Source organism: Streptomyces sp. NPDC007983 (genome assembly GCF_042958345.1).
Lineage (GTDB): Bacteria > Actinomycetota > Actinomycetes > Streptomycetales > Streptomycetaceae > Streptomyces.
In genome coordinates this window covers 356,761-381,573 of the sequence record NZ_JBIBJI010000004.1, presented here as the reverse complement: position 1 = coordinate 381,573, position 24,813 = coordinate 356,761, and the positions used below count along the sequence as shown (strand labels likewise).

The following is a 24,813-nucleotide window of genomic DNA, read 5'->3' as shown; positions in this document are numbered from 1 at the left end:
TGGGTGTGGGTGTCGGCGTGGGCGTAGGTGTCGGAGTGGGCGTGGGTGTAGGTGTCGGAGTGGGCGTAGGCGTCGGTGTGGGCTTGGGCGGCGGGCACCAGCCGTAGCGGAATCCGAGCCGGCCCCGCCACGCCGCCACCGACGCCCTGACGCACCCACAAAAGCCCGGGCCGATCTGGACCCGCACCCGCAGCCTCACCCCCGCACGCGGTCCATGGTCCGCACCCCCGTCCCCCGTCGCCGCCCCGCCCCGGACGTCGATCGTCCGCCGCGGGGCGGTGGTGGCGGCCCCCCGGCCGTCACCGTCCCCGTCGGCCACGGCTGTCGCCCCCGTCGAGGCGAGCAGCAGGGCCGTCGTGAGGACCCCCGCCCGCCATGCGCCATGCCATCGATTCACGAGGAAATATTCGGCTGAACGGACCGCCGTCAGCCCTATGCCCCCGATGATTCGCCCGAATAGGGGAAATAATAAGGAGATTTCCGGGAGTGAGGTTTACGCCCGCAGGTCCTTGGGCCGGGCCCGGTCCAGGATCGGGCCGGTGTCCGTCCCCGGCGGCAGGGTGCCGAAGGCGTGCCCCCAGTCCCCGTCGAGCCGGGAGGCGCAGAACGCGTCGGCGACCGCCGGGTGGCTGTACCGCACCAGCAGGCTGCCCTGCAGGACCAGGGTCATCTGCTCGGCGAGGCGGCGCGCGAGCAGTTGCGCCCGCTGCGGATCGGCGAGCTGCGGCAGCAGCGCACGCAGCCGGGCCACGGCCGCGTCCAGCCGTGCGTCGGCCCCGGCGGCGGCGTCCACCTCGGCGAGGAAGGCGTCCAGCGCGCCCGTCTCCCGGCCGAGGGCGCGCAGCACGTCCAGGGCGGCGACGTTCCCCGAGCCCTCCCAGATCGACTGCAGCGGCGCCTCCCGGTACAGCCGCGGCATGCCGGAGTCCTCCACATAGCCGTTGCCGCCCAGGCACTCCAGGGCCTCGGCGGCGTGGGTGGCGCCGCGCTTGCACACCCAGTACTTGCTGACCGCGAGTCCCAGCCGGCGCAGCGCCGCCTCGCCGCCGTCCCCGGCCTCGGCGCGGTCCAGGGCCGCCGCCAGCCGCATCGCGAGCGTGGTCGCCGCCTCCGACTCGACCGCCAGATCGGCCAGGACGTTGCGCATCAGGGGCTGGTCGATCAGCTCGGCGCCGAAGGCCCGGCGGTGCTCGCAGTGGTGCAGCGCCTGCCGCAGACCGGCGCGCATGCCCGCCGCCGAGCCGATCACGCAGTCCAGCCGGGTCACGTTGACCATCTCGACGATGGTCCGCACCCCGCGCCCCGGTTCGCCGATCCGCCAGGCCACGGCGCGGTCGTACTCGATCTCGGAGGAGGCGTTGGAGCGGTTGCCCAGCTTGTTCTTGAGCCGCTGGAGGTACAGGGCGTTGCGGGTGCCGTCCGGCAGGACGCGCGGCACCAGGAAGCAGGTCAGTCCCTCGGGGGCCTGCGCCAGCGTCAGGAACACATCGCTCATCGGCGCGGACGTGAACCACTTGTGGCCGGTGAGCAGGTACGTGCCGTCGTCCGCGGCCGCGGGGGTGGCCTCGGTGGTGTTGGCGCGTACGTCCGAGCCGCCCTGCTTCTCCGTCATCGACATGCCCGCGATCAGCCCGCGCTTGGTGAGCGGCGCGCGCAGGCCGAAGTCGTAGGTGCGGGCGGTCAGCAGCGGCTCGTACGCGGCGGCCAGCTCCGGTTCGGCGCGCAGCGCCGGGACCGCGGCGTACGTCATGGAGATCGGGCAGCCGTGGCCGGGCTCGGCCTGGGCGAAGGCGTAGAACGTGGCCGCGCGCGCCAGGTGCCGCCCGGGGCGGGTCTCGGCCCAGGCCGCCGCGTGCTGGCCGCTCTCCACGGCCGCGGTCATCAGCTGGTGGTAGGCGGGGTGGTATTCGACCTCGTCGATCCGGTGCCCGTAGCGGTCGTGGGTGTGCAGCACCGGCGGGTGCTCCTCCGCCATCCGGGCCCAGTCCTGCACCTCGGCGGAACCGGCCCGGGCGCCCACCTCCCGCACCCGCGGCTCGGCCCATTCGGCGCCGTCCCGGCGCAGGGCCTCCAGCAGGGCGGGGTCGTCGGCCGTGCTGAAACCGGCGAGGGGCGGAGCCTGGTTGAGGACTTCGTGCGTCGCGCTCATGGAAAAGGTCTCCTGGGGTCGCCGCGGATGCCGGGCCTTGCGGACGTAGGGTCTCTTACACTTCCAGTATGCGTGATGTAAATCTGTAATGGTAGGTGGAAGGCGGTGATGGATAGGGTTCCGCACAGTTATGGACGACACCGGAACGCTCACGCTGCGCCCCCTGACGGCGCGCTCGATCGTGCTCAGCACCCTGCTGGGCCACCATCCGCCGGAGCTGCCCGCCCGCGCGCTCGTCCGCGTCGGCGCGCTGTTCGGTACGGCCGAGGGGACGGTACGGGTCGCGCTCACCCGGATGGTGGCCGCCGGTGACCTCGAACAGCACGGCGGCGCCTACCGGCTCACCGATCGGCTGCTCGCCCGCCAGGCCCGCCAGGACGAAAGCCGCGCGCCCCGCACCCGGCGCTGGGACGGCACCTGGGAGATCGCCGTCGTCACCCCCGACCGGCGCCCCGCCCCCGAGCGCGCCGCGCTCCGCCAGGCGATGGCCGCGCTGCGGCTCGCCGAACTCCGCGAGGGCACCTGGCTGCGCCCCGCCAACCTCGTACGCCCCCGCCCGCCCGTGGTCGCCGAGCAGTGCGGCTGCTTCACCGCCACCCCGGAGGACGACCCGGCCGCCCTCGCGGCCCGGCTCTGGGACCTGCCGGACTGGGCCGGCCGCGCCCGCCGCCTCGCCGACGCCCTGGACGCGGCGCGGAGCCCGGCCGGCCGCTTCACGGTGGCGGCGGCGGTGCTGCGGCATCTGCTGACGGACCCGGTGCTGCCGGACGAGCTGCTGCCGCGGGGGTGGCCGGGCGCCGGCCTGCGGGGCAGGTACGACGCGTTCGAGCGGGACTTCCGCGGGGAGCTGCGCCAGTACACCACCCCTTGACGATGGTGGCTACGCCGAACCGCGCAGCACCAGCTCCACGTCCAGCACCACCGCCGGTTCGATCGCCTCCCCGCCCGCCAGCCGCAGCAGCTGACGCGCCAGCCGCCGCCCGATCTCCGCGATCGGCTGCCGCACCGTCGTCAGCGGCGGGTCCGCGTACCGCGCCGCCTGCACATCGTCGAAGCCCACCACCGCCACGTCCTCCGGCACCCGCCGCCCGGCCTGCCGCAGGGCCCGCAGCACCCCGAGGCCCATGAGGTCGGAGGCCACGAAGACGGCGTCCAGTTCCGGCTGCCGCCCCAGCAGCTCCCGCATCGCGACCGCGCCCGACTCCTGCGTGAAGTCCCCGGCCGCCACCAGCGGTTCCCGCCCCGCCTCGCCCAGCGCCGTCCGGTAGCCGGTCAGCCGGTCGATACCGGCCACCATGTCCTGCGGGCCCGCGACCGTGGCGACGCGGGCGCGGCCGGAGCGGAGCAGATGCGTCACGGCCAGGGCCGCGCCCCCGGCGTTGTCGACGCCCACGTACGGCAGCGCCGCCGGGCCCAGCAGCCGTTCGTTGCAGACCACCGGAATGCCCATGCGGGCCAGCGCGGCGGGCAGCGGATCGGCGCCGTGCACGGAGGCGACCATGACGCCGTCGACGTGGCGCGCCAGGGCGAAGCGCTCGATGCGGTTCCGGCTGGCGGGGGAGCGGGCCATCATCAGCACCAGTTGCTTGTCCGCGTCCTCCAGCTCCTGGCCGACACCGCGCACCACGCCGGGGAAGAACTGGTCGTCCGAGAAGACCCGGCCCGGCTCCTCGGGCAGGACGAGCGCGAACGAGTCGGTGCGCTGGGTGACCAGGCTGCGGGCCGCCTGGTTGGGGACGTACCCCAGCTCCTCGACGGCCCGCAGCACCGCCGCCCGGCTGTCCTCGGCGACCCTGGTCGAGCCGTTGACGACGCGGGAGACCGTGGCGCGCGAGACACCCGCGTGCCGGGCCACGCTCTCCAGGGTGGGCCGGGGCCGGTGCATCCGGGCTACCTCGCTGTTCGCTTCGCCGCCTTCTGTTCGTCGGTACAGCATGGATCAGGACGCGGACCGGATGACACTCCTCCGGCGGCAGGAGGCGAGCGGCCTCAGGACGCGAGCACCCGGGCGCGGCAGACCGAGGGCGAGCCCCAGGCGCCCCGCAGGGCGCGGGCCTTGCGGATCCACAGCGACAGGTCGTACTCGTCCGTGTAGCCGATCGCGCCGTGCAGCTGGAGGGCGGTGCGCGCCGCCGCGTACGCCGCGTCGCCCGCCGCCACCTTGGCGGCGGCGACCTCGGCCCCGGCCCCCGGGCCGCCCGCCGCGAGGGCGACGGCGGCCCCGTGGAGCAGCGGGCGGGCGAACTCCAGCCCGATGAGCACATCCGCCAACTGGTGCTGCACCGCCTGGAACGAGCCGATCGCGCGGCCGAACTGGGTGCGCTGCTTGACGTACGCCACGGTCCGGTCCAGCAGCGCCAGCCCGGCGCCGAGTGACTGCGCGGCCGTGGCGAAGGCGGCCCAGTCCGCGGCGCGCGCGGCGGCCGCGGCGACGGCCGCGCCCCGCGCCAGCGGCTCGCCCCCGGGCAGCGGCGGGGCGAGGCGCCGGGCGGGGTCGAGTGAGGTCCGCACCGGGCCGTGCCCCGGGGCCAGCCACAACTCCTCGCCGCGCACGGCCAGGACGGCGTCGGCGGCGTCCGCGTCCAGGGCGTACGGACCGCCGTCGGCCATCGCCACGGTGACCATGGCCTGTCCGGAGGCGATACGGGGCAGCCAGTCCCCGGCCGCGGGGGACGCCGTCAGCAGCACCGCCGCCGCGGCCGTCTCGGCCCACGGCCCCGGCACGGCGTGCCGCCCCAGCTCGACGCAGGCCACGGCCAGCTCCACCGGCAGCGGCCCCACCCCCTCGTACGCCTCCGGCACGGCGAGCGCGGTCACCCCGGCCTCGGCGAGCCGCCCCCACAGCGCCCGCCCGGGCGCGTGCTCCCCGCGCGCCCACGCCCGCACCGCGCCGGGGGTGTCCGCGGCGCCGAGCATCCGGTCGAGGGTTCGGCCGAACTCGCTCTGCGCCTGGTCCAGCAGGAATCTCATGCGCGGTCGCCCTTCGTCTTCCGTCGCGGTGTCGCCGGGAGTCGTGTTCTGGCCGTACGCGGGGTCCGTGAGGGGGACCGCTCACCGCCTGCCCTTCGGCAGGCCGAGCAGCCGCTCCGCCACGATGTCCCGCTGGATCTCGTTCGTCCCGGCGTAGATCGGCCCCGCCAGCGCGAAGACATAGCCCTCCGCCCAGCCGTCCTCCGCCAGCTCACCGCACGGCCCCAGCAGATCCAGGGCCGTTTCGTGGAGGCTGATGTCCAGCTCCGACCAGAACACCTTGTTGAGGCTCGACTCGGCCCCGAGCGCTTCCCCGGCGGCCAGGCGCGAGGCGCCCGCGTAGGCGAAGAGTTCATACGCGCGGGCGCGGATCACCGCGTCGGCCACCCGGTCCCGCAGGGCCGCGGCGGCCTCGCCCGTCTCCTCCCCGGCGGCGACACGTGTCCGCCACAGGGCGGCCAGACGGCGGGCGGCGGCGGTGAAACGGCCGGGGCTGCGGAGGGTCAGCCCGCGCTCGTTGCCCGCGGTGCTCATCGCGACCCGCCAGCCCTGCCCCGGTTCGCCGATGACGTCCTCGTCGGGCACGAACACCTCGTCCAGGAAGAGTTCGGCGAAGGCGGGCTTGCCGTCGAGGCGGCCGATGGGGCGTACGGTCACGCCCGGCGCGTCCAGCGGGAACATCAGATACGTCAGCCCGCGGTGGGGCGGGGCCCCGGGCTCGCGGTGGCTGCGGAACAGCCCGAAGGCCCGGTCGGCGAAGGCCGCCCGGGAGGACCAGGTCTTCTGGCCGGTCAGCAGCCAGCCGCCGTCCGCGCGCCGGGCGGTGGAGCGCAGCGAGGCGAGGTCGGAGCCCGCCTCCGGCTCGGACCACGCCTGCGCCCAGATCACCTCGCCGCGCGCCATCGGCGGCAGGATCCGGGCGCGCTGCCCGGCGGTTCCGTGGTCGAAGAGAGTGGGGGCCAGCAGGCTGATGCCGTTCTGGCTCACCCGGCCGGGCGCGCCCGCCGCGTAGTACTCCTCCTCGAACAGCAGCCACTCCAGCACCGACGCGCCGCGCCCGCCGTACTCCTCGGGCCAGGTCACCGCCGACCAGCGGCCGGATGCCAGGGTCCGCTCCCAGGCGCGATGGGCGGCGAACCCCTCGGCGGTCTCCAGGGACGGCAGCGGAGCGGCGGGCACATGGGCCGCGAGCCACCGCCGGGCCTCGGCCCGGAACGCCTCCTGCCGCTCGGTCAGGTCGAGATCCATCGGGCCCCCGGCTCCTTCCCTAACAAGTGTTTGGTAGGTTACCGTGGCGCCGTGATGGACAACAAGCCGTCGTACGTCCCCGGCCACGGCCTGCTCACCGGCCGCACGGCCGTCATCACGGCCGCGGCGGGCGCCGGGATCGGCGGCGCCACGGCCCGCCGGTTCCTGGAGGAGGGCGCCCGGATCGTCATCGGCGACGTCCACGCACGCCGCCTCGAGGAGACGGTCGCCGCCCTCGCCGAGGAGTTCGGAGCGGATCGTGTCGCCGGGCTGACCTGCGATGTCACCGAGGAGGACGAGGTGGCGGCGCTGTTCGACCTCGCCGAGGAGCGGCACGGACGGCTGGATGTCGTGGTCAACAACGCCGGTCTCGGCGGCACCGCCGAACTCACCGAGATGACCGACGAGCAGTGGCACAGGGTCATCGACGTCACCCTGGGCGGCACCTTCCGCTGCACCCGCGCCGCCCTCCGCCGCATGAAGGCCCGTCCGGCAGGCGGATCCGGGACCGTCGTCAACAACGCGTCGGTCGTCGGCTGGCGCGCCCAGGCCGGACAGGCCCACTACGCCGCCGCCAAGGCCGGGGTCATGGCGCTCACCCGCTGCGCCGCCGTCGAGGCCGCCGCGTACGGGGTGCGGGTCAACGCCGTGGCGCCGAGCCTGGCCATGCATCCGCACCTGGTGAAGGTCACCACGCCCGAGCTGCTGGCCGAGCTGACCGAGCGCGAGGCGTTCGGCCGCTACGCCGAGCCCTGGGAGGTCGCCAACGTGATCGTCTTCCTGGCCAGCGGCTATGCGTCGTACATGACCGGCGAGACGGTGTCCGTCAGCAGTCGGCACCCATGAGCCCGGAACCCGTGAGCCCGGCAGCGGTGAGGCGAGAATGGGAACGTGCCGAAAATCAGCGGGAACAGCAAGAAGACCACCGTGAGCCCGTCCCCCGAGCGGCGCCGCGAACTGCTCTCGACGGCGGCCGAGGTGTTCGCCGCCCAGGGCTACAACGCGACCACCGTCCGCCGGATCGCGGACGAGGCGGGGATGCTCGCGGGCAGCCTGTACTACCACTTCGACTCCAAGGAGTCGATGGTCGACGAGATCCTCTCCACCTTCCTCGACGAGCTGTGGGCGGGGTACGAGGACGTGCTGCGGGCCGGGCTCGGCCCCAGGGAGACCATCGAGGCGCTGGTCACCGAGTCCTTCCAGGAGATCGACCGGCACCGGGCCGCCGTCGCGATCTACCAGAAGGAGTCCCGGCAGCTCGCCGCCCTGCCCCGCTTCGGCTATCTCACCGACTCGCAGCGCAGGTTCGAACAGGCCTGGCTGGGCACGCTGGAGCGCGGCGTGGCCGACGGGGCGTTCCGCACCGACCTCGACATCCGGCTGGCCTACCGCTTCCTGCGCGACACCGTCTGGGTCGCCGCGTCCTGGTACCGGCCCGGCGGACAGCACAGCCCCGAGGAGATCGCCCGCCAGTACGTGTCGATGGTCCTGGACGGCATCACCCCACGAGACTGAAGGAGCAGCAGCCATGGCCGAGGCATTCATCGTCGAAGCGGTACGGACCCCCGTCGGCCGCCGCAAGGGCGGGCTGGCGTCCGTCCACCCGGCCGACCTCGGCGCGCACGTCCTGCGCGCGCTGATGGAGCGCTCGGGCGCCGACCCGGCCGCCGTCGAGGACGTGGTCTTCGGCTGCCTGGACACCGTCGGCCCGCAGTCCGGGGACATCGCCCGCACCTGCTGGCTGGCCGCCGGGCTGCCCGAGGAGGTGCCGGGCGTGACCGTCGACCGGCAGTGCGGCTCCTCCCAGCAGGCCCTGCACTTCGCGGCGCAGGCAGTGCTCTCCGGCACCCAGGACCTGGTGGTCGCGGGCGGCGTGCAGAACATGTCGCAGGTGCCGATCGCCTTCGCCAGCCGCCAGGCGGCCGAGCCGCTGGGGCTGACCGAGGGGCCGTTCGCGGGCTCGGAGGGCTGGCGGGCGCGGTACGGCGACCGGCCGGTCAGCCAGTTCCACGGGGCCGAGATGATCGCCGAGAAGTGGGGGATCGGCCGCCCGGAGATGGAGGAGTTCGCGCTCCGTTCCCACCGGCGCGCGATCCGCGCCATCGACGAGGGCCGCTTCGACCGTGAAGTCGTCCCGTACGGGGATGTCCGCGCGGACGAGGGGCCGCGCCGGGACACCAGCCTGGAGAAGATGGCCGCGCTCGCCCCGCTCATGGAGGGCGGCCGGCTCACCGCCGCGCTCTCCTCCCAGGTCTCCGACGGCGCCGCCGCGCTGCTGGTCGCCTCCGAACGGGCCGTACGCGAACACGGCTTGACCCCGCGCGCCCGGATCCACCATCTGTCGGTGCGCGGTGAGGACCCGATCCGCATGCTGTCCGCGCCCATCCCGGCCACCGCGTACGCGCTGAAGAAGACCGGCATGACCATCGCCGACATCGACCTGGTGGAGATCAACGAGGCGTTCGCACCGGTCGTGCTGGCCTGGCTGCGGGAGAGCGGCGCCGACCCGGAACGGGTCAACGTCAACGGCGGCGCGATCGCGCTGGGCCACCCGCTGGGCGCGACGGGCGCCAAGCTGATGACGACCCTGCTGCACGAACTGGAGCGCACGGGCGGGCGTTACGGGCTTCAGACCATGTGCGAAGGGGGCGGCCAGGCCAACGTGACCATCGTCGAGAGGCTGTGAGGGCGCCGTGGGGTGCGGCGATCGGACGCTTCCGCCTGGCGGCCCCCTGCGGCCCCGCGCATGATGGCCGCATGGCGTGCGGATCGACCAGTCTCGGGAACGGCGAGGCCACCTGGTTCTGCTGTGGCAACGCCTGGGGCCCGTGTGCCGCCGCGGGCGGCGGCGCCTGCGGCACGTGCAAGTCCAGTTCCCTGCAGGCCGCCTGGCCCAACGCGTCGAAGGCGTGCTGGGACATCACCCGGCCGGATCTGTGCGGCGAGGACCTGCCGCGGCGCGGCTGCGGCTCGGCCATCAAGGTGCGCCACCTGTGCTCCGGGGCGTCCGTCTGCGTCACCGTCAGCGACTGCGGTCCGCGCACCCGGAGCTTCTGCGGCGAGTCCAGCTGCTGCGACGGCGTCTGCCGCAGCAACCGCGTCATCGACCTGACCCCCGCCGCCTTCTCCGCCATCGGCAGCCTCAGCTCCGGCACCCTGCCGGTCTCCCTCTACGAGTGAGCGGGGCCATGAGCGCGCACCGGATCTCCGACCCCCTCGACCGCCGCCGCTTCCTCACCGCCGCCGCACTGCGCGGCGTGACCGTCGTCGGGACGGGCGTCATCGGGGCGACCGCGCTGGGCGCCGTGGACGCCGACGCCGTCTTCGCCGCGCCCCTGCGCGAGCCCCTGGACCCTGCGGTCCCCACCAGCGCCTTCGTGGAGGGGCGGATCACCTCCGTCGACGGCGGTGTGCTGGAGGTGGCGGGTTCCTACGGCGACCACGCCCGGGTCCGGCTCACAGGCGCCACCAGCGTCTGGAAGGTACGTCCCACCACCGCCGCGTCGATCGAGACCGGCGACGGGCTCTACGCACGCGGCGTCCCGATGCCCGACGGCACGGTCGCCGCCGACGCGGTGTGGGTGAACATCGTGAACCTCCACACCACCATCCGCGGCATCGAGAAGACCCGGCTGCACCTCGCGCACGGATCGCACGAGATCGTCGGCAACCTCCTCCCGGACACCTCCAGCGCCTCGTACTCCGGCGCCGCCCCCACCGCCGACCTCTCCGGGCTGCGGATCGGGCAGGGCGCCCAGGTGCTGGGCGCCTGGCGGCCGTCCGACGACTCCGTGGACATCGTGCGGGTGGCGGTCGGGCCGGGCGCGGGGCGCCGCCGGTGAGCGCCGCCGCCCTCGATCTCGCCGCGCCGCTGCTCGCCGGGGTGCTGGGGACGGCCGGGGCGGGCAAGCTCGTCGGCCACGGCACGGCCCGGCCGGCGCACCGGACCGCGCTGGCCCGGCTGCTGCGCGGCGGCCGCCGCGCGGCGCTCGCGCTGCGCGCCCTCGGCGCCCTCGAACTCCTGCTGTCCGCCGCGCTGCTGGTGCTGTCACCGTCGGTGGCCGCGGGCGGGACGGCCGCCGCGCTCGGCGCCGGTTTCCTCGGCTACCTCGGGTACGCGCGGGCGGCCGCGCCCGGGGCCTCGTGCGGCTGTACGGCGCGGGACGACGGGCCGGTGGGGGCCAGGGCCTTCGCCCGGGCCGCCGTGGTGGCGGCGGGCGGTGTCGCCGTGGCGCTGGCCCGGCACCCCTGGTGGGTCACGGCCCCGCGGCACCCGGCCGCCACCGGGTGCTGCGCCCTCGCGGCGGCGGCCGGGCTGCTGGCTCTCCGCGCCGACCGCCGGTGGCGGATGCCGTGGCGCAGGCTGCGCCTGCGCCTCACCGGACACCCGCTGGCCGGAATCCCGAACGGGCCGCGGGTGCCGGTGGCCGCGACGGTCGAGCTGCTGGAACGCTCGCTGGCCTGGCAGAGCACCGCGCCCCTGGTGCGGTCGGCGCTGCTGGACCACTGGGACGAGGGCGGCTGGCGCATCCTCCAGTACGCCGGGCTCCACGCGCCCGGCGGCACGGCGCGACCGCTGGTGGTGCTCTTCGCGCTGGACGCGGGGGCGAGCCGGGACGCGGTACGGGAGCCCGCGGTGCGGGTGAGCGTCCTCGACGCCGACACCGGCGAACCGGTGGCGGCGGGCGACCGGGCAGGACACCCCCTACGGCGTTGACGCGGCCAGCAGCGCCGTGTCGTCGTCCACCCGGCCCGGTATGTCCAGCAGCCCCAGCGCCCGGTCGATGATCGCCTGCGGGTCGGCGAGGACGGGCGGGGCGAGCCCGTCGCAGGCGCGCCGCAGCGCCGCCAGGCCGTCGTCGAGGGGTAGCCGGTTGTTCTCCACCAGCCCGTCGGTGAACAGCAGCAGCCCCGCGCCGCGCGGCAGCCGTGTCTCGTGGCCGACCAAGGGCTCGTGCGCCAGGCCCAGCGGGGCGTTGGGACAGACGTCGAGGAAGCTCGTCGTCCCGTCCGCCACCAGCAGCGGCGGCAGATGGCCACTGGCCGCGTACCGCAGCCGCCGGGTGCGCGGCTCGTACACCGCGTACAGGCACGTCGCGAAGTGGTCGACCTCCAGGGAGCGCAGATAGGCGTCCAGCTTCCCCAGCAGCACACCGGGGGAGGCGCGGTCCAGGGCGAAGCCGCGAAGGGTGGAGCGCAACCGGCCCATCACGGTGGCGGCGTCCACGTCATGTCCCATCACATCGCCGATCGTCAGCCCCATCTCGCCGTCGGGCAGCGCGATGACGTCGTACCAGTCGCCGCCGATCTCGGCGCCGCTGGCGCTCGCCTCGTAGTAGGAGGCGGTGCGCAGCCCCGGCACCTGCGGGAGGGCCTGCGGCAGCAGGGCGCGCTGGAGGGTCATCGCGAGATGGCGCTCGTTGCGGAAGCGGGCCGCGTTGTCGTAGGCGAGGGCCAGACGGCCCGCCACGCCCTGCAGATACTGCCGGTCGGCCATGGTGTACGCGCCCTCGCGCCGGGCGATGGCCAGGGCGCCCAGCATCCGGCCGTGCGCGAGCAGGGGTACGGCGAGCAGGGTGCCGCCGGTGGCGGGCGCCTCGGGGGCGGCGCCCGCGAGCAGGGTGTCGGCGAGGGCCCGGTCCAGGCGGTCGTCCGGCGCCACGGGCTCCCCGGCGGCGTACACGGGCCGCTCGGCGCGGGGGTCGGCGAGGCGGACGCGTATCTCGTCGGCCAGGGCCGGGATGAGCAGCCGCCGGGCGGTGTCCAGGACCTGCGGCGGATCGAGGGTGTCGGACAGCAGCAGGCTCGCCCGGGAGAGCGAGGTGAGCATGTCCGCCTGCCGCCGGCTGTCGCTGAGCACCCGCTCGCGCAGCCGGGACAGCTCCAGGTTGGCGCCGACCCGGGCGAGGAGCTGACGTGCCGAGAAGGGCTTGGCGAGGTAGTCGTCGGCGCCCGCGCCCAGCCCCCGCACCGTGGACTCCTCCCCGGCCCGTGCCGTCAGCATGATGATCGGCAGCCGGGTGGTCCGGGGGTCGGCGCGCAGCGCCCGCACCAGCCCGAAGCCGTCCAGGCGCGGCATCATCACATCGGTCAGCACCAGATCGACGGAGTGCTCCAGGGCGGTGTCCAGCGCGGCGCGCCCGTCGGCCGCGAGGAGGACGTCGTGGTCGCGGCCGAGGAGATCGCCGAGATAGGACCGTACGTCGGCGTTGTCGTCGGCGACCAGCAGCCGGGACCGCCGGGCCGGGGCGGGCTCCGGTTCCGCTTCCAGGGTCTGCGCTTCCAGGGGCTCGGGCGGGGCGGTGTCGAGCCAGTTGCGCGCCTCCTGGGCGTAGGGGGCGGCGCGCTCGGCCTCGTCCGTGGCGCTCCGTACGGACGGCGCCTCGCGCGTGATGTCCTCCAGATGCGCGGTGCCGAACGGAACCTCCACCGTGAACTCGGTGCCCCGGTCCGGGACGCTGGCCACCGAGATGGTGCCCGAGTGCAGCTCGACCAGGTCCTTCACCAGCGCCAGCCCGATGCCGCTGCCCTCGTACGACCGGGAGCGTGCCCCGCGCACCCGGTGGAAGCGCTCGAAGAGGTGGGGCAGCTCCTCCCGTGTGATACCGGTGCCGGTGTCGCTCACGGTGAGCCGGGCGTGGCGGCCGGCGGCGGCCGTCCGGACCGTGACCCCGCCGGTGAAGGTGAACTTCAGCGCGTTGCTGATCAGATTGAGGACGATCTTCTCCCACATCTCCCGGTCGATGTGCACCGGCTCGGGCAGCGGCGGGCAGTCCACCTCCAGGGTCAGCCCGGCCAGGTCGAAGGAGGTGCGGAAGATGGCCGCCAGTTCGGCGGTGGCCCGGGACAGATCCACCGGTTCGAAGGCGCCCTTGAGCCCTCCGGCCTCCACCCGGGAGACATCCAGCAGGGTGTTGACCAGCTTCAGCAGCCGCAGCGCGCTGCGCTCGGCCAGCTCCAGCTGGGACCGCCGCGCGGGGCGGTCCTCGTCGGCCAGCGCCTGCTGGACCGGGCCGAGGATCAGGGTGAGCGGCGTACGGAACTCATGGCTGATGTTGGAGAAGAACACCGTCTTGGCCTGGTCCAGCTCGGCCAGCGTCTCCGCGCGCCGCCGCTGCTCCTGCTGGGTGAGGGCCGCCGACAGGGCCGCCCCGACGGTGGCCGCCAGCACCTCGAAGAAGTCCTGGTAGGGAGCGGTGGCGGGCAGCTGCGGATTGACGCCCATCACCAGCACGCCCTCCACCGCGCCCGAGCGGACCAGCGGATGGGCCAGCGCCTCCTGCCCGGGCATCGAGAACAGCGCGCCCGGCAGCCGGGCCGGTGCCGCGTCGCCCACGACGGCCGCCAGCCGCGCCGCCAGGCCCGTCGCCTCCCCGCTCCGGTCCGGCGACAGCTCCCGGATCGCCTCGACGGCCCGCTCCGGGACGGCGGCGGACGCGGCGAGCCGGAGCCCGGCGGGGGCGGTCACGAGGTAGAAGGCGGTGAACGGGACGTCGTCCCGGTGGATGTCCAGCATCTCCGCGACGGTCCGGGCGACGCTCTGCGGGGTGCGCAGCCCGGCGGCCCGCGCGCCGAGCCCCGCCAGCAGCCGCAGCCGCCGCTCGCTGAGCACCCGCGCCGTGGTCTCGGTGACGACGCACAGCACCCCGCCCACCGTGCCGTCCTCCAGCAGCAGCGGCTGGAAGGAGATGTCGAAGTAGGACTGCTCCAGGAAACCCCGGCGCTGGATGACGAAGGGCCGGTCGGTCACCAAAGAGGGCTTGCGGCTCTCCCACACGCTCTCGAAGAGCGGAGCGGCGGACAGCTCCCAGTTCTCGGGGAAGACGTCCCGGCCGAACCGGCCCAGCGCCCCCGGATGCTTGGAGCCGATGATGGCCATGTAGCCCTCGTTGTACAGCATCGTGTAGTCGGGGCCCCAGAAGAGGGCCATCGGCTGCTCGCTGAACAACACGATGCGCAACGCCTCGACCAGCCGCGGAGGCCAGGCGTCAGTGGCGCCGAGGGGTGTCGCCGACCAGTCGATCGCGCTCATCATCCTGCCGAGCGCACCGCCCTCGGCGAACAGCTCTCCGGCAGGCGTCTGCTGGTTCCCGGGCCCGTTCATCGCGGCAGCTTCCCTCTCACATTCTGGCACAGGACCGCCGCCGGGCCAGTGGGCCGCCGACACCGTGGGTTGCACGGGCATCCGCACTGAGTACGCTGGACGATGCGCTACGTACTGGGGCATATCGCATGATTCGGTGGCGGGGGAGTGGGAGTGGTATGTCCGAGCAGTTGCCCGACTCCTCCCACCGCCGCTCGCGGTTCCGGCGGCTGCACCGCACGTTCCACCGGTCCCCGGCCGGACGGGGGTGGCGCAGGGGGAGCGAATTCGAGCTGATGCACCGGGCGTTGGGGTTCGCCGCGCTCGGCTTCCTCACGCTGGTGCCGCTGCTGATCGTGGTCGCCGCGGCCGATCCGGTGAACCGGCACGGCTTCGCCCAGTGGCTGGCCGAAGGGCTCGGGGTGTCCGCCACCTCACGGGACGAGGTCCTGGACCTGTTCGCCCCGCCGAGGCGGTCGCTGGAGACCACCACCGCGTTCGGTCTGGCCACGCTGGCCCTCTTCGGGCTGACCTTCTGCGGGGCGGTGCAGACCGGCTACGAGAAGGTGTGGGAGCTGCCCCCGGGCCGCTGGCACACCGTGTGGCGCCATCTGGTCTGGCTCATCGTGCTCATCGGCTACCTCCTGCTGTCGTCCCACCTCGGCGCCGGACCCGTCCGGCTGGCGGTCGCCGTCGTCGGCACGGTGCTCTTCTTCTGGTGGTCGCAGCGGCTGCTGCTCGGCGGGCGGATCAGCTGGGGCGCCCTGCTGCCGGGCGCCCTCGCCACCGGCGTCGGGCTGTGGGGGCTGCGGGTCTTCTCCCGGCTGGTGTTCTCGCCGCTGATCGCCTCCAGCGCGGTGTCCTACGGCCCGGTGGGCACCGTGCTGGTCGTGCAGTCCTGGCTGGTCGGCGTCGGCTTCGTGGTCTTCGGCGGGGCGCTCGTCGGCCGGTTGCTGCACGAGGAGTATCTGCGGCTGGTGACCTGGCGCCGCACACGACGGCGCCTGGAGCGCTCCGGCGGTGCCTGACCTCGCCGGAGGCGGCGACACGGGGGCGAAAACGCGTCGCCCGCGAATGGTCACGCCTGGCATGCTGGCGGTGTGAACGGACCGGAGATCCAGCTCAGCCTCGCCCCTGAACTGTGGCTTTTCGCCGCCCCCGAACGGCGCCGGGACCGCACGGCCGTCACCACCGACGGCGCCTCCACCCTCGGCCATGTCGTCGAGTCGTTCGGGGTCCCGCTCACCGAGGTCGGCCGGCTGCTCGTCGACGGCCGGGAGACCGCGGTCTCGCATGTGCCGGGGGCGGGGGAGTCCGTGGAGGTGCACCCGGTCGTCCGGCCGCAGCGGGTCCCGGGCGCCCCGCTGCGCTTCCTGCTCGACGTCCATCTGGGCACCCTCGCGCGCCGCCTGCGGCTGCTGGGCGTGGACGCGGCGTACGAGAGCGAGGACATCGGCGACCCCGCGCTCGCCGCCCGCTCCGCGGCCCAGCGCCGGGTGCTGCTCTCGCGCGACCGGGGGCTGCTGCGGCGGCGCGAGCTGTGGGCCGGGGCGTATGTCTACAGCGACCGGCCCGATGAACAACTGCGCGACGTCCTGGGCCGCTTCGCCCCCTCCCTCGCCCCGTGGACCCGCTGCACGGCGTGCAACGGCGCCCTGGAGGACGCCCACAAGGACACGGTCCGCGAGCGGCTGGAGCACGGCACGCGGAGCACGTACGAGGTGTTCGCCCGCTGCGCCGCCTGCGAGCGCGTCTACTGGCGCGGCGCCCACCACTCCCGGCTGGAGGCGATCGTGGCGGCCGCGGTGGAGGAGTTCGGCGCCCCGGCTCCCTGAGCCCGGGCGGCGCCGCTGGAGGAGACGGAGCGCCACCCCAGGAGCCGGAGCCAGGAGCCGGAGCTAGGACTCCGAGCGCCACCCCGGCTCGGCGCCCGTCGCCCGCTCGACGAGGATCATCGCCGCGTCATCGGCCAGCCGCCCCTCGGCGTGGTGGACCAGCGCGTGGCGCAGCCCATCCAGGTATTCGGTCGGGGTGGCGCCCTCCACGGTCTCCATGACCTGCGGCAGCGGGAAGAACTCGTTGCAGTGGTTACGCGCCTCCAGCACCCCGTCGGTGTGCAGCAGCAGCCGGTCGCCGACGGCGAACGGGAAGGTCTCGAGGCCGATCGGGGGCGGGGTCAGGAACTCGTCCAGGCCGAGCGGCGGCAGCGGGCGCACCGGGCCCAGCGTCCGCACCTTGCGGTCGTGCAGCACCAGCGGCGGGGGATGGCCCCGGTTGATCAGCTGGACCATGGCCGTGTCGGGCACCACCTGGGCGAGCACCACGGTGACGAACTGCTCGGCCCGCTCGTCCCAGTCCTGGAGCCGGGACCGGTCCAGCAGGTCGTATTCGCGGCCCAGTGCCGCCGCGCACCGCCGCATCACCTCGATCAGATCGTGTTCGTAGTGCACGGCCTCCCGGAAGGCGCCCAGGACCGCCGCGGCGGACCGCACCGCGGCCAGCCCCTTGCCGCGTACGTCGCCGACGATCAGCCGCACTCCGTAGCGGGTGCCCACCGCCTCGTACAGATCGCCGCCGATCTGCGCCCCGTGCTCGGCGGCCATGTACACGCTGGCGGTGCGCACCCCGCCCATCCGGGCGGGCAGCGGCCGCAGCACCACGTTCTGGGACACCTCGGCGATCCGGCGGACCTGGCTCAGCTCCCGGTCCCTGCGCTCCCGGATGGCGCTGCTCGCCACGCTCGCCACGGACACCACGAGCAGCGCCAGCAGATTCGCGTACACCTGCTGGGTGCCCCAGGCGTGGTTGTGGGTGGCGGTGAGGGCGCTGATCCCCGCGGCCAGCAGCACCACGCCCCCGGTGCCGGCCGGGCCCATGGTCACCGCGGCCAGCGCCGGGGCAGGGGTGAGCAGGGGGCCGGTGTAGATCACATGCGCGGGGGTCAGCTCGATGGTGACGACCGTCGCCATGACCACGAACGGCAGGCACCGCGCGATCGCGAAAAGCGTCTGATTGCGATCGCTCGCCCTCGACTCGGAGCGGATGAATCGCATAACCAGGTACTTTATCCGACCAGGGTAAAGATGTGGATATCCGCACCTTTCCTCCCCTCCGAGCCGTCCTCCGGAGTCCGGCGTAATCTGGCGATATGCCCGAGCTGCCGGACGTCGAGGGCTTCCGCCGCACCCTGGTCTCCTGCGCGCAGGGACACCGGATCGAGCGTGTCGAGGTGTTCGATCCCGGGGTGCTGCGCGGGGTCACCGCAGAGCGGCTGAAGCGCGAGCTGGAGGGCCGCCGGTTCGCCGCCCCGCGGCGTCACGGCAAATGGCTGATCGCCCCGGTCGGGGGTCCCGCCCTCATCCTGCACTTCGGGATGACCGGGGGGCTGGTGTGCCGTTCCGAGGACGATCCGCCCGAGCGGTTCGGCCGGGTCGTCTTCACGCTCGACGACGGCCATCAGCTTCGCTACCACGATCAGCGCAAGCTGCGGGGCCTGTGGCTCGCCGCCACCGACGCCGACGTGGACCGGATCCTCGGCGAGCAGGGCCCGGACGCGCTCTCGCTGGGCCGGGGCGAGCTGGACACGCTGCTGGAAGGGCGGCGCGGACGGGTCAAGGCCACGCTGACCGACCAGTCCGTCGTCGCCGGGCTCGGCAATCTGCTGGGCGACGAGATCCTGTGGCGGGCGCGGGTCCATCCGAAGAGCCGGACGGGCGATCTGGGCCCGGACGAGCGGCGGCGGCTGCACACGGCGCTGCGCGGGGTGCTGCGCACCTCGGTGCGGGCGGGGCAGGTGCCGCCCCGGCCGTCCTGGCTCACCGGTCACCGTGACGACCCGGATCCGCACTGCCCGCGCTGCGGCCGCCCGCTGCGCCGCGGAAAGATCGCCGGGCGGACCAGTACCTGGTGCCCGCGGTGTCAGCCGGAACGCTCCTGACCGGGCCGCCGCTCAGGGCGGCCGAGGGGGTGGCCGACGGAACCCCCGATCTCGCCGGCCACCGGAAACGTCATCCGACGCGATATCACTTCATGGCCGGGTCACTTGACGAAGTCCGGGCGGACCCGGGCCGGCCAGGTGCCAACGGTCAGCATGCCCGCCGCGTACGCGCGGGAGACCAGGGCCGCCCGGTTGGGCGCCTTCATCTTCCGCAGCATCGATCCCACGTGGTACTCGACGCCCTGCCGGCTGAGGTAGAGCTTGGCGGCCATCTGCACGGTCGAGGCACCGGTGGCCACGCCCTCCAGTATCTGCGCCTCCAGTGGCGACAGCAGATTGCGGCTCTGGGCCGCGGTGTCCTCCTCGGCCTTCTCGTCATCCGGCTTGACCAGGACGACGATCGCCGACAGCGTGTCGGACGGGCCCTGGATGGCCGTGCCGGTCAGCTCGCCCGAGAACACCCGCCCTCCCGAGCGGTAGCCGACCACGCGCTCCGTGAAGCGGGTGCGCCGCCCGTCGTGCAGCCGCAGGAAGTGCTCCCGCAGGACGGCGGGTGCGCTGGGGTCGAGCAGGTCGAACAGGTTGCGCCCGCACAGCTCCGCCGACGTTCCGCCGAAGTGCCGGAAGAAGTCCTCGTCTCCGGCGAGAACTTGGAGGTCGAGGGCCAGGGTGGCCATACCGGCGGCGTGGCGTCCGGTCACGGCGCGGGCCCGGTTCCGGTCATGGGTTAAGTCCGATGATGCCTGCCTGGGCAGGCGGCGGGCGCCCTGAGTGGTGTGGGGGTGAGCCATGGAGAGTACCGCTTTCTGTTGTCTCAACAACGGCATGGTCGTGCGCAAACCGGAAAAAGCTGAGGTCACGGCCCTGCCACCAGCCTCCGGACCGGCGCTGGAAGCGGACCGTGCGACGGTTCCAGTGACGGGTGTTAGATGCGCTTCATGGTATATACCAACGTTTCGGCTGCTTGCCGCTGCCCGTTTGTGGTCAACTTCTGCCCGTTTCTTGCCCGTGTGCCCTGGTGGAATGGTCAAAGGCGCCACTGAATGGGGAAAGCGGGCATCGCTCGCGCATCGTGAAGTCTCGGTGATTCCCTAGTCTGTCCCACATCACCTTGTCGCGGACACCGGCGATTCCGGCCCGGATCACCCGGCGGGCCGGGGTCGCCCCCGGTACGTGGGCACGCTGGCGCCGCCCGGGGGCGGCTCGTCCTCGGCGCGCCGCGCCGGACGGGCCCCCGGGCGGCCAGGGGTCGCTGTCGGTGTTGGGGGGAGTTCGGGGCGGGTCCGCCGTGGTCAGGCCTTGCGGGTCTCGGACGGTGGCGCCATGACCCCGCCGCGCCGCAGCACCGCGTAGCCGACCCCGACGCCCACGGCCACCGGCCATTCGATCACCTCGGCGACGCCCAGCACCCCGAGCCCCGCGTACAGCGGGAGGCCGCCCTTGGCGGGCAGCACCCGGCGGGCCGCCGCGATCGGCATCAGCGCCACGTTCGCGGCGCTCTTCGCCGCGCGGCCGACGCGTTCACCGTCGACGCGGTCGAGATGGGCCGCGCTCGCGGCGCGGTCGAGCCGCGTCGCCTGCGCCACGTGTCCGAGGCTGGGGACCGTCACCGTGAACCGGTGGTCACCCTTCTGGGGGGTGGGCTTCGCGGACTTCGCCGCCTTCGCCGTCTTCGACCTCTGTGTGCTCTGCGCTGCCTTCGTCTTCCCCGACTGCGCGGACTTGGAGGCGGCCGCGGTCTTCGACGGGGCCCGGCCCTTCGATGTGGCCTGGCTCCGGGCCGACTTGCCGGCGCTGCGCGCCGACGACCGTGCCGTCGCGGAAGTGCTGCGCTTGCGGGGGCTGGTGGGAGTGGTCACTGGTCTCACGTCCACACATGATTGACATTCGGAATCTTCTTCCTATTTCAGGGTAATCGGAATCAACCGGACAGGCCGCTCCACACGGAAACCGCGCCGCGGACGCCGACACACCGGAGGTCTCACCGATGACGACGCTGCCTGAGCTGCACTTGACGAAACCCCCGATGCTGGAGCCCCTCACCCACGGAGTGGCCGCACGGGTACGCGACGCCGCCGGCGCGGTCGGGCGGCTGGTCCACCCGCCCAGCCGCGGGGTGTGGTCGTACCCGGGCCGCTACTACATCGAAGTGCACGGTGTGCACGGGATCGGCGGGGAGCAGGTGGCGAACCGGGTGGAACAGGCCCTCGAAAAGCATCCGGGCGTGCTGTGGGCGCGGGTGAACGCGCCCTCCGAGCGGGTCGTCGTCGCCGTCACGAAACCGCCCCCGCGCGAACTGGAACTCGTCGCCCTGATCGAGCGCGCGGAGACCCACGGTCCCGCCGCCCCCGCCGAGGAGTTCGACGCATGGGCCCCCGAACCTCGCCACCCCTCGGGCGGGCCCCGGGAGGCCCAGTCGCTCACCGTGGTCGCCGCGGACGTCCTCGGCCTGAGCGTCGCCACCGCCCTGCGGCTGGTCCCCTGGCTGCGGCTCCCGGCCGAGGTGAGCGCGTCCGTATCCGCCATCCAGAACCACCCCCGGCTGCGCCGGCTGGCCCTGGCCATCACCCGCGGCGAGCCCACCGAGGCGGCCCTGCCCGTCCTGAGCGCGCTGACCCAGGGCGTGGCCACCAGCGGCGGCGGGCTCGCACTCGACCTCGCCCAGCGCCTGGGCCTGTGGCGGGAGGCCAGGGCCGAGGGCGAGGCATGGGCGGCGATGGAGCCGCATCTGGTGCACGGGCCCCAGGACGTGGCCGCCGAGCCCATCGTGGTGGAGCGGCCCGGCCCCACCCCCAGGGACAGCATGGAGCGGTTCGCGGAGCGCTCCATGGCCACCGGGGCGGCGGTCGGCGCGCTGACCGCCCCGTTCGCCGGACCGCGCCGCGGGCTGGCCGTCGCGTTCTCGTCCATACCGAAGGCGCCCGGCGCCGGGCGCGAGGGGTTCGCCACCAGCCTCGGCCGGTTCCTGGCCCTGCGCGGCGTCCTGGCCATGGACCGCAGCGCCCTGCGGCGGCTCGGCCAGGTCGACACCGTGGTGCTCGACGAGGCGGCGCTGCGCGGCGACCGATACGAACCCATCGACCTGGAACTCCTCGGCGGCGCCGATCCCGAGCAGGTCGCGATGCGGCTCTTCGACCTCTTCGACCCGGACGCGCCCCTGGAGGTCCGGCGCGACAACGGATGGGTGCTGGGGCCGCTGGACCGGCTCGAGCTGACCGGCCGCACCGGCCGGCAGACCGCGGCCAGGCTGCGCCGCAAGGGCAGCGAGCGGACCCTCGGCCTGGCCCGGGGACAGCGGCTCCAGGCGGTCGCCGGGCTCGCCGCCCAGGCGGTCCCGGGCGCCGAGGCGGTGGCCGCGGCCGCCCGCCGGGCGGGCGCGCGCATCGTCCTGGCCACCGACCGGCCGCTCCCGACGGCCTTCACCTTCGCCGACGCGGTGGCACCGGCGGGCCGCCGCCTGGTGGCCTCCGTACGCGCTCTCCAGGCCGACGGCGCGGTTGTGATGCTGCTGTCCGGGAACCGCCGGGCCCTGGGCGCGTCCGACTGCGGCGTCGGGATCCACCACGAGGGCGAGCCCCCCGCCTGGGGCGCCCATCTGCTCGTCGGCGCCGACCTGGACTCCGCCGGAATCATCGTGGACGCGGTCGGCGTGGCCGCCCAGGTGGACCGCGAGAGCGCCCTGCTGTCGGCCGGCGGCAGCGGCATCGGCGCGGTCGCCGCCCTCAAGGCCCCCCGGGACCAGGCCACCGCGCGCGGCGCGGCGGCCGGCACCACCGCCGGGGCCATCGCGTTCGGGCTCGGCAACTGGCGCGCCCGGCAGCTGCTCTCCCGCCCGCTGGTGCCCCCGGTGACCACCACCCCCTGGCATCTGATGCCCGTACCCCGAGTGCTGGAGCGCCTGTCCTCCGACCCCGGCCAGGGGCTGACCCCGGAGCAGGCCGCCACCCGGGCGGGCAAGGCGCCCACCCGCACCGGAGAACCGACCGGAACCAGCCTCCCGGCGGCGTTCATCGAGGAGCTGGCCAACCCGCTCACCCCGGTCCTGGCCGCCGGGGCCGCGCTCGCCGCCGCCGTCGGGTCGCGCACCGACGCCGCGCTCGTCGCGGCCATCACCGCCACCTCGGCGCTCGTCGGCGGCTTCCAGCGGGTCAGGACCGAACGGGCGCTCGCGGAGCTGTTCGCCAAGTCCGCGGTCGGCGCCCGGGTGCGCCGCGGCGGCACCGAACGCCTGGTCACCGCCGGGGACCTGGTCCTCGGGGACATCATCGCGCTGGGCCCGGAGGACGTCGTACCGGCCGACTGCCGGGTACTGGAGGCGGACGGCCTGGAGGTCGACGAGTCCTCGCTGACCGGCGAATCCCTGCCGGTGCCCAAGAACCCGGCGCCGGTGGTCGCCGCGCAGATCACCCAGCGCAGCTCGATGCTCTACGAGGGCACCACCGTCTCCGCCGGACGGGCGCAGGCCATCGTCGTGGCCACCGGCCCGTCCACCGAGGTCGGCCGCAGCCTGGCCACCGCCCGCCGCGCCGCGCCCGTCACCGGCGTCGAGGCGCGGCTCAGCACGCTCACCCGCTCCAGCGTCCCCATCGCGCTCGGCTCCGCCGCCGCCGTGTCCGGGGCCGGGCTGCTGCACGGCCTCCCGCTGACCGAGAACCTGGCCTCGGCGGTCAACCTCGCCGTCGCCTCCGTACCCGAGGGCCTGCCGTTCCTCGTCAACGCGGCCCAGCTGGCCGCCGCCCGGCGGCTGGCCGACCTCGGCGCCCTGGTCCGCAACCCGCGCACCATCGAAGCGCTCGGCCGCGCCGACGTGCTGTGCTTCGACAAGACCGGCACCCTCACCGAGGGCACCCTCCAGCTCGCGGCGGTCAGCGACGGCGGCGGCCCGCAGCCCGCCGGCCGGCTCGACTCCCCGCGCAAGGACGTGCTCGCGGCCGCCCTGCGGGCCACCCCGCCCGCCCGCCAGGCCGAGCCCATGGCCCACCAGACCGACCGCGCGGTCATGGCGGGCGCGCGCCGCGCCGGGGTCGCGGTACGCCGGGGCGCACCGCGCTGGCGGCGCACCGACGCGCTGCCCTTCGAGCCCTCCCGCGCCTATCACGCCACCGCCGGAGCCACCGTGCGCGGCACCCTGCTGAGCGTCAAGGGAGCCCCGGAGAGCGTGCTGGAGCGCTGCGTCCGCAGGCAGGCGCCCGACGGGGCGGCGACCACCGCCCTGGACGACGGGGGCATCGCCGAACTGACCGCGGCCGCCGAGGAACTGGCCGGCGCCGGGCGCCGGGTCCTCGCCGTGGCCGAACGCCCCATGCGGGCCGGGGAACAGCTCACCGACGAGTCGGTGCGGGACCTGGTCTTCCGCGGGTTCATCGCACTGGCCGACCCGGTGCGTACCAGCGCGGCCCCCGCGACCGCGCGGCTGCGCGAGGCGGGCGTGCACACCGTGATGCTCACCGGCGACCACCCGGCCACCGCCGAGTCCATCGCGTCCACCGTCATCGAGGCCACCGAGCTGAAGGTGTGCACCGGGCCCGACCTGGACGAGATGGCCGACGCCGAGCTGGACGAACTGCTCCCCACCGTGGACGTCATCGCCCGCTGCAGCCCCCACCACAAGGTCCGCATCGTGCAGGCGTACCAGCGCCTCGGCCGGGTCGTGGCGATGACCGGCGACGGCGCGAACGACGCCCCCGCGATCCGGCTCGCGGACATCGGGATCGCCCTGGGACGGCGCGGCACCCCGGCCGCGACCGCCGCCGCGGACCTCGTCGTCAGCGACGACCGCCTGGAGACGATCGTGTCGGCCCTCATGGAGGGGCGGGCGATGTGGGCCTCGGTCCGGGCCGCGCTCGCCATCCTCATCGGCGGCAACCTCGGCGAGGTCACCTTCAGCGTGCTCGCCTCCGCCATCGTGGGCAGCACCCCGCTGACCGCCCGGCAGATCATGCTCGTCAACCTGCTGACCGACCTCGCGCCCGCGCTGGCCATCGCGGTGCGCGAACCCACCGGCCACACCGGCGAGCGGCTGCTCAAGGAGGGCCCCAGCCGTTCCCTGGGCACCGCGCTGAACCGGGAGATGATGCTGCGCGGCATCATCACGGCCGCCGGTGCGGGCGTGGCGTGGACGGGCGCGCTGCTCACCGGCCGCAAGCGCCGGGCCAGTACGGTGGCGCTCGTCGCCCTGGTCGGTACGCAGCTGGCGCAGACCCTGGCCACCGGGGGCCTGGACCGGCATGTGCTGATCGCCGGGCTCGGCTCGGCCGCCGTCCTCGCCGGGATCATCCAGACGCCGGGCGTGAGCCAGTTCTTCGACTGCACCCCGCTCGGCCCGCTCGCCTGGGGGATCACCCTCGGCTCCATCGCCGCGGCCACCGTCATCGGCTCGGTCATGACCCCGCTGGCCCGCGGCGCGGTGGCCCAGGAGTCCTGAGC

The 24,813-nt window shown here is 74.5% G+C and carries 20 protein-coding genes; 12 read left to right on the top strand and 8 right to left on the bottom strand.

The window, feature by feature from the left end; translation table 11 throughout:
* Nucleotides 1–493: 493 nt before the first annotated feature.
* Complete coding sequence (locus ACFZCY_RS15250; RefSeq protein ID WP_391172742.1) at nt 494–2,149, bottom strand: acyl-CoA dehydrogenase family protein; 1,656 nt, start codon at nt 2,147–2,149, stop codon at nt 494–496.
* A 130-nt stretch (nt 2,150–2,279) separates the two neighbouring features.
* Here ACFZCY_RS15250 and ACFZCY_RS15245 point away from each other — a divergent pair, with 130 nt between their 5' ends.
* Nucleotides 2,280–3,020: a PaaX family transcriptional regulator C-terminal domain-containing protein gene (locus ACFZCY_RS15245; protein ID WP_391172740.1), complete on the top strand. Its 741-nt coding sequence runs from the start codon at nt 2,280–2,282 to the stop codon at nt 3,018–3,020.
* Nucleotides 3,021–3,029: 9 nt separating this feature from the next.
* On the opposite strand, the gene ACFZCY_RS15240 is transcribed toward ACFZCY_RS15245, so the two are convergent.
* The 3 genes from ACFZCY_RS15240 to ACFZCY_RS15230 all read right to left on the bottom strand — a co-directional run bounded on the left by ACFZCY_RS15240 (nt 3,030) and on the right by ACFZCY_RS15230 (nt 6,367).
* Entirely contained in the window at nt 3,030–4,034 is a 1,005-nt protein-coding gene (locus ACFZCY_RS15240) for a substrate-binding domain-containing protein (protein ID WP_391172738.1), read from the bottom strand.
* Between the two features lie 104 nt (nt 4,035–4,138).
* Entirely contained in the window at nt 4,139–5,119 is a 981-nt protein-coding gene (locus tag ACFZCY_RS15235) for an acyl-CoA dehydrogenase family protein (RefSeq protein ID WP_391172736.1), read from the bottom strand.
* A gap of 81 nt (nt 5,120–5,200) precedes the next feature.
* Complete coding sequence (locus tag ACFZCY_RS15230; RefSeq protein ID WP_391172734.1) at nt 5,201–6,367, bottom strand: acyl-CoA dehydrogenase family protein; 1,167 nt, start codon at nt 6,365–6,367, stop codon at nt 5,201–5,203.
* 54 nt (nt 6,368–6,421) lie between these two features.
* Here ACFZCY_RS15230 and ACFZCY_RS15225 point away from each other — a divergent pair, with 54 nt between their 5' ends.
* The 6 genes from ACFZCY_RS15225 (at nt 6,422) to ACFZCY_RS15200 (ending at nt 11,084) form a co-directional block, all read left to right on the top strand.
* The gene (locus ACFZCY_RS15225; protein ID WP_391173658.1) at nt 6,422–7,213 is read left to right on the top strand and encodes an SDR family oxidoreductase; all 792 of its coding nucleotides are present in this window, start codon (nt 6,422–6,424) and stop codon (nt 7,211–7,213) included.
* Between the two features lie 81 nt (nt 7,214–7,294).
* The gene (locus ACFZCY_RS15220) at nt 7,295–7,882 is read left to right on the top strand and encodes a TetR family transcriptional regulator (protein ID WP_391173655.1); all 588 of its coding nucleotides are present in this window, start codon (nt 7,295–7,297) and stop codon (nt 7,880–7,882) included.
* A gap of 13 nt (nt 7,883–7,895) precedes the next feature.
* Complete coding sequence (locus ACFZCY_RS15215; protein ID WP_391172732.1) at nt 7,896–9,053, top strand: acetyl-CoA C-acetyltransferase; 1,158 nt, start codon at nt 7,896–7,898, stop codon at nt 9,051–9,053.
* Nucleotides 9,054–9,124: 71 nt separating this feature from the next.
* On the top strand, nt 9,125–9,547 hold the full coding sequence (locus ACFZCY_RS15210; RefSeq protein WP_391172730.1) for an RlpA-like double-psi beta-barrel domain-containing protein: 423 nt from the start codon (nt 9,125–9,127) through the stop codon (nt 9,545–9,547).
* Nucleotides 9,548–9,555: 8 nt separating this feature from the next.
* A complete protein-coding gene (locus ACFZCY_RS15205; protein ID WP_391172728.1) occupies nt 9,556–10,209 on the top strand; it encodes a cell wall protein in 654 nt (217 codons plus the stop codon).
* Nucleotides 10,206–11,084, top strand: a complete 879-nt coding sequence (locus ACFZCY_RS15200; protein WP_391172726.1) for a MauE/DoxX family redox-associated membrane protein — start codon at nt 10,206–10,208, stop codon at nt 11,082–11,084. Before ACFZCY_RS15205 ends, ACFZCY_RS15200 begins: the two co-directional genes overlap by 4 nt.
* Here ACFZCY_RS15200 and ACFZCY_RS15195 read toward each other — a convergent pair.
* Nucleotides 11,073–14,471: a SpoIIE family protein phosphatase gene (locus ACFZCY_RS15195; RefSeq protein WP_391172724.1), complete on the bottom strand. Its 3,399-nt coding sequence runs from the start codon at nt 14,469–14,471 to the stop codon at nt 11,073–11,075. The genes ACFZCY_RS15200 and ACFZCY_RS15195 overlap by 12 nt on opposite strands.
* Before the next feature lie 158 nt (nt 14,472–14,629).
* On the opposite strand from ACFZCY_RS15195, the gene ACFZCY_RS15190 reads away from it, so the two are divergent.
* Nucleotides 14,630–15,478 (top strand): ribonuclease BN, encoded by an 849-nt coding sequence (locus ACFZCY_RS15190; protein WP_391172722.1) that lies wholly within the window; start codon nt 14,630–14,632, stop codon nt 15,476–15,478.
* Between the two features lie 72 nt (nt 15,479–15,550).
* Nucleotides 15,551–16,285: a Mut7-C RNAse domain-containing protein gene (locus tag ACFZCY_RS15185; protein WP_391172719.1), complete on the top strand. Its 735-nt coding sequence runs from the start codon at nt 15,551–15,553 to the stop codon at nt 16,283–16,285.
* A gap of 63 nt (nt 16,286–16,348) precedes the next feature.
* Here ACFZCY_RS15185 and ACFZCY_RS15180 read toward each other — a convergent pair whose 3' ends face one another.
* Nucleotides 16,349–17,503: a SpoIIE family protein phosphatase gene (locus ACFZCY_RS15180; RefSeq protein WP_391172717.1), complete on the bottom strand. Its 1,155-nt coding sequence runs from the start codon at nt 17,501–17,503 to the stop codon at nt 16,349–16,351.
* Between the two features lie 95 nt (nt 17,504–17,598).
* Here ACFZCY_RS15180 and ACFZCY_RS15175 point away from each other — a divergent pair, with 95 nt between their 5' ends.
* Nucleotides 17,599–18,387, top strand: a complete 789-nt coding sequence (locus ACFZCY_RS15175; RefSeq protein ID WP_391172715.1) for a DNA-formamidopyrimidine glycosylase family protein — start codon at nt 17,599–17,601, stop codon at nt 18,385–18,387.
* Between the two features lie 101 nt (nt 18,388–18,488).
* On the opposite strand, the gene ACFZCY_RS15170 is transcribed toward ACFZCY_RS15175, so the two are convergent.
* Nucleotides 18,489–19,088, bottom strand: coding sequence for a LuxR C-terminal-related transcriptional regulator (locus ACFZCY_RS15170; protein WP_391172713.1), 600 nt, complete (start codon nt 19,086–19,088; stop codon nt 18,489–18,491).
* A gap of 591 nt (nt 19,089–19,679) precedes the next feature.
* Nucleotides 19,680–19,973 (bottom strand): hypothetical protein, encoded by a 294-nt coding sequence (locus ACFZCY_RS15165; protein WP_391172711.1) that lies wholly within the window; start codon nt 19,971–19,973, stop codon nt 19,680–19,682.
* A 25-nt stretch (nt 19,974–19,998) separates the two neighbouring features.
* Between ACFZCY_RS15165 and ACFZCY_RS15160 the strand changes: the two genes are divergently transcribed.
* Nucleotides 19,999–20,271, top strand: coding sequence for a hypothetical protein (locus ACFZCY_RS15160; RefSeq protein WP_391172709.1), 273 nt, complete (start codon nt 19,999–20,001; stop codon nt 20,269–20,271).
* A 103-nt stretch (nt 20,272–20,374) separates the two neighbouring features.
* Nucleotides 20,375–24,811, top strand: a complete 4,437-nt coding sequence (locus tag ACFZCY_RS15155) for an HAD-IC family P-type ATPase (protein WP_391172707.1) — start codon at nt 20,375–20,377, stop codon at nt 24,809–24,811.
* Nucleotides 24,812–24,813 lie beyond the last annotated feature (2 nt).